The organism is Nocardioides sp. (assembly GCF_031422975.1).
Lineage (GTDB): Bacteria > Actinomycetota > Actinomycetes > Propionibacteriales > Nocardioidaceae > Nocardioides.
Map to the genome: position 1 here is coordinate 1 of NZ_JANPEO010000302.1, position 4,404 is coordinate 4,404.

Genomic DNA, 4,404 nt, shown 5'->3' on the forward strand with positions numbered 1-4,404 from the left:
CGCGGCGCTGGCGCGGCGGCGTACGCGGAAGCTGGCCAACGTGTCCGTGTCCGTTGGTACGGCGCAGGCCCTGCCCGTCGCCGACTCGTCGGTCGACGTCGTGCAGGCGAGGTGGGCGTACTTCTTCGGCCCCGGCTGCGAGCCTGGCCTGGCCGAGCTCGACCGGGTGATGGCGCGGGGGGGCACGGCATTCGTCATCGACAACGACGCTTCGCGCTCGACGTTCGGCTCATGGTTTCGCCGTGGCTATCCGGAGATCGACCCGGACAGCGTCGAGCGCTTCTGGTCGACGCACGGATGGAACCGGATCCCGGTCGACATGGGCTGGTCCTTCGAGAGCCGTGCGGACTTCGAGGCGGTCGTGCGGATCGAGTTCGCGCCCGACGTCGCCGAGGCGTTCATCACCTCGCACTCCGGCACGGTCGTGGACTACGCGGTCAACGTGTGGTGGCAGCGCTTCTAGTCAGCTGGACTCGCGGATCGCCAGCGTCGGCGTGAGGAGCACGCCGGGAGCGGGCGCCGGCAGGTGCGAGAGCAGCGCCTCGAGGGCGCGCACGATCTCGACGGCGACATCCTCGAGGGGCTGGCGCACCGACGTCAGGCCCACCGGGAAGACCTGCGCGACCTGGGAGTCGTCGAAGCCGACCACCGCGATGTCGCGACCCGGCGCGAGCTGGCGGAGCCACAGCGTGTGCAGCACGCCCATCGCGAGCGTGTCGGATGCGCAGACGAACGCCGTCGGCGCCGACTCGTCGAGGAGTACGGCGGCCGCCTCGCCGCCACTCTGGACGGTGTCCTCCACCCGCGAGGCAAGCCCCGTGGTCGCGAGCCCGGCATCGTGCATCGCACCCAGCCAGCCCGCACGACGGTCCTCCCCGATCGGTGAGTCCTTGCGCCAGCCGATCCACGCGATCCGGGTGTGGCCCTTCTTGAGCAGGTGCTCGGTGGCCAGGCGGGTGCCGGCCGCGCCGTCCACGTCGACCCACGGGTGCGTGGCGTGCGGCTGGTCCCAGGGCCGACCGAAGGCCACGAAGGGCGCGCGCTGCTCGGTCAGCCAGGCAGCCTGGGGGTTGCCGAGATAGGTGTCGGTGACGACGAAGGCATCGACGGCGGTCGCTCGGAGCAGATGGTCGTAGCCGCCGACCGGGTCGTCGTTGTCGCCGGCGAAGAGGAGGACGTGATAGCCGGCGGCGGCCGAGGTGTCGACCAGGGTGTGCACGAAGCGATCCATCATCGCGTTGGCCGTCCCCTCCTGAGCGGGCAGGACGCGCAGGCCGATCAGCTGCGAGCTGCGCGTGCGGAGGTTGCGGGCCGCCCGGTTGGGCGAGTAGCCCATCTCGTCGATGGCCTCACGGACGCGCTCGAGGGTGTTGGGGCGCAGGAGGTCGGGGTTGTTGACGGCGTTGGAGACGGTCTGCCGCGAGACGCCGGCGCGCTCGGCGACGTCGGCGAGCGTCGGCGGTGAGACCGGGATGAACCCCGTCCCCCGTGGCTCCGTGCGCGACATCGCTGGCTCCTTGATCGTTCCAATCCGATCAGCAGCATAACCCCCGTGGTTACCGTCCGGTCACGTCCAGCCCGGGTTGTCGCGTCCCCGACACCGGCGCTGCCGTTCGACCGGCCGGTACGCCGCACGACGCCGCCCCGGCGATGTCGGTGCCGTCGCCTACGGTTCGTCGCATGATCGAGCGGAGCGAGCGAATCCATCAACGCAGTGCCACAGGCGCCTCATGTGGGCACCGGGCGAAGCGAGTGCGCGCATGAGCAAGCCCGCCAAGGTCAGGTCGGCCTATCGCTGCACGGAGTGCGGCTGGGAGACGACCAAGTGGGTCGGCCGTTGCGGCGAGTGCCAGGCCTGGGGATCGGTCGCCGAGGCAGCCGCCCCGACCATGCGCGCGACCGCGTCCCCGGTGACGACGCCGGCCGTGCCGATCGGGCAGGTCTCGGTGCAGGACTCCCAGTTCCGCACCAGCGGCGTGCCCGAGCTCGACCGGGTGCTGGGCGGCGGGCTGGTGCCGGGGGCCGCGATCCTGCTCGCCGGCGAGCCTGGCGGCGGCAAGAGCACCCTCCTGCTCGAGGTCGCCGCGCAGACGGCGAGGGTGCGCACCCGCACGCTCTACGTCACCGGCGAGGAGTCGGCCTCCCAGGTCCGGCTGCGCGCCGACCGCACCGGCGGCGTGCACGACGAGCTCTTCATCGCGGCGGAGACCGATCTCGGCGCCGTGCTGACCCACATCGAGCAGGTGCGACCGACACTGCTGGTGATCGACTCGGTGCAGACCATCGGCGCCAGTGGGATCGAGGGCGTGCCGGGCGGTGTCACCCAGGTCAAGGAGGTCGCGGCAGCCCTGATCCGGGTGGCCAAGACCCGCAACATCACGACAGTCCTCGTCGGCCACGTCACCAAGGACGGCTCGATCGCCGGGCCGCGGGTGCTCGAGCACCTCGTCGACGTGGTCCTGCACTTCGAGGGCGACCGCAACTCGCGTTTTCGCATGGTTCGAGCGATGAAGAACCGATTCGGTCCGGTCGACGAGGTCGGTTGCTTCGACCTCTCCTCCGAGGGCATCCGCGCGGTCACCGACCCGACCGGCCTCTTCGTCGAGCACCACTCGTCGCAGGTGCCGGGCACGTGCGTGGCCGTGACCATGGAGGGTCGTCGCCCGATGCTCGCGGAAGTGCAGGGACTGGTGACGCCTTCGCCGCTGGAGCGGCCGCGACGCACGACCTCCGGCATCGACGGCTCCCGGGTCGCGATGATCCTCGCGGTGCTGCAACAGCACGCCGGCATCCGGCTGCACCAGCACGACGTCTTCGCCTCCACCGTGGGTGGCGCGCGGATCACCGAGCCGGCGGCCGACCTGGCCATCGCAATCGCCATCGCCAGCTCGACCAGCGGCCTGGCACCACCCAAGGGCATCGTGGCGATGGGCGAGATCGGGCTCGCGGGAGAGCTCCGCCGCGTCCGCGACCTGCCGCAACGACTGGCCGAAGCCGCCCGGCAGGGCTTCCGGATGGCGATCGTGCCCTGCGAGCCGGGAGCCGCCGACAACTCACGTCGCCAGACGGGCCGAGAGCTCGACGGCATGCAGGTCCTCGACGTCAGCACGGTCCTGTCCGCGCTCCGGGCGGCGGGGGTTGCGAAGGGTGATGGCTCGGGCCGCAGTCCCCTAGACTGACGCCCGCGCGACCAGCGCAACTCTCCGGGGAGGACCGACGTGGCCGAGCGAAGCGACGACACGCTGCGGCTGCGCGCCACCCTGGCCGAGATCGCGCCGGGCACGGCGCTGCGCGACGGGCTCGAGCGGATCCTGCGCGGTCGGACGGGCGCACTGATCGTGCTCGGCATCGACAAGGTCGTCGACTCGATCGCGACCGGCGGCTTCACCCTCGACGTGCCCTTCACCGCCACCGGCCTGCGCGAGCTCGCCAAGATGGACGGCGCGATCATCGTCGACAAGGACATCTCGCGCATCCACCGCGCGGCCGTCCACCTCATGCCCGACCACACGATCCCTTCCGAGGAGACGGGCACCCGGCATCGCACCGCCGACCGGGTCGCGCGACAGACCGGCTTCCCGGTGATCTCGGTGTCGCAGTCGATGCAGATCATTGCGGCGTACGTCGGCGAGATCCGCCACGTGCTCGAGGACTCCGGCAAGATCCTCTCCCGCGCCAACCAGGCCCTCGCCACACTGGAGCGGTACAAGATGCGGCTCGACGAGGTCTCCTCGACCCTCTCGGCGCTGGAGATCGAGGACCTGGTCACCGTCCGCGACGTCGCCGTCGTTGCCCAGCGCCTCGAGATGGTGACCAGGATCGCGAGCGAGATCGACGACTACGTCCTCGAGCTCGGCACCGACGGCCGGCTGCTCTCACTCCAGCTCGAGGAGCTCATCACCGGCGTCGACGCCGAGCGTGAGCTCGTGGTCCGCGACTACCTCCCGACCGGCAAGCGCCGCAAGACGACCCCGGAGTCGATGCTGACCGACCTGGCCAACCTGTCCCCCACCGACCTGGTGGACCCGGGCTCGGTGGCCGGGGTGCTGGGGCTGGGCACCGGCGAGCACCTCGACGGTGCCGTCGCGCCGCGTGGCTACCGACTGCTGGCCAAGGTTCCGCGGCTGCCGCCCCAGGTCGTCGACCGCCTGGTCGAGCACTTCGGCGGACTCCAGCAGCTGCTCTCCGCCGGCATCGACGACCTCCAAGCCGTCGAGGGTGTCGGCGAGCTGCGCGCCCGCAGCGTGCGCGAAGGCCTCTCGCGGCTGGCGGAGTCGAGCATCACCGAGCGCTACATCTGAGGGCTCTCAACCCTCGGAGTTGCCGCCGCCCTGCTCTCCGGGAGTGTGGGCAGTGTCGCCCTGATTCTTCTTCGTGCCCTGGGTCGTGGGCTCCGGCTTCGGC

The 4,404-nt window shown here is 71.1% G+C and carries 4 protein-coding genes; 3 read left to right on the top strand and 1 reads right to left on the bottom strand.

Annotated features, from left to right (window positions below; genetic code table 11):
* The coding region (locus tag RMO85_RS09120) for a class I SAM-dependent methyltransferase (protein WP_310528412.1) at positions 1 to 463 on the top strand (463 nt) is incomplete at its 5' end.
* On the opposite strand, the gene RMO85_RS09125 is transcribed toward RMO85_RS09120, so the two are convergent.
* A complete protein-coding gene (locus RMO85_RS09125) occupies positions 464 to 1,507 on the bottom strand; it encodes a LacI family DNA-binding transcriptional regulator (RefSeq protein ID WP_310528413.1) in 1,044 nt (347 codons plus the stop codon).
* A gap of 253 nt (positions 1,508 to 1,760) precedes the next feature.
* On the opposite strand from RMO85_RS09125, the gene radA reads away from it, so the two are divergent.
* On the top strand, positions 1,761 to 3,179 hold the full coding sequence (gene radA / locus RMO85_RS09130; protein WP_310528414.1) for a DNA repair protein RadA: 1,419 nt from the start codon (positions 1,761 to 1,763) through the stop codon (positions 3,177 to 3,179).
* 39 nt (positions 3,180 to 3,218) lie between these two features.
* Positions 3,219 to 4,301, top strand: a complete 1,083-nt coding sequence (disA, locus tag RMO85_RS09135; RefSeq protein ID WP_310528415.1) for a DNA integrity scanning diadenylate cyclase DisA — start codon at positions 3,219 to 3,221, stop codon at positions 4,299 to 4,301.
* Positions 4,302 to 4,404 lie beyond the last annotated feature (103 nt).

Bases quoted from the DNA above. Each gene is read 5' to 3' on its own strand.
- RMO85_RS09125 (WP_310528413.1), bottom strand. From the start codon at position 1,507: ATGTCGCGCACGGAGCCACGGGGGACGGGGTTCATCCCGGTCTCACCG.
- radA (WP_310528414.1), top strand. From the start codon at position 1,761: ATGAGCAAGCCCGCCAAGGTCAGGTCGGCCTATCGCTGCACGGAGTGC.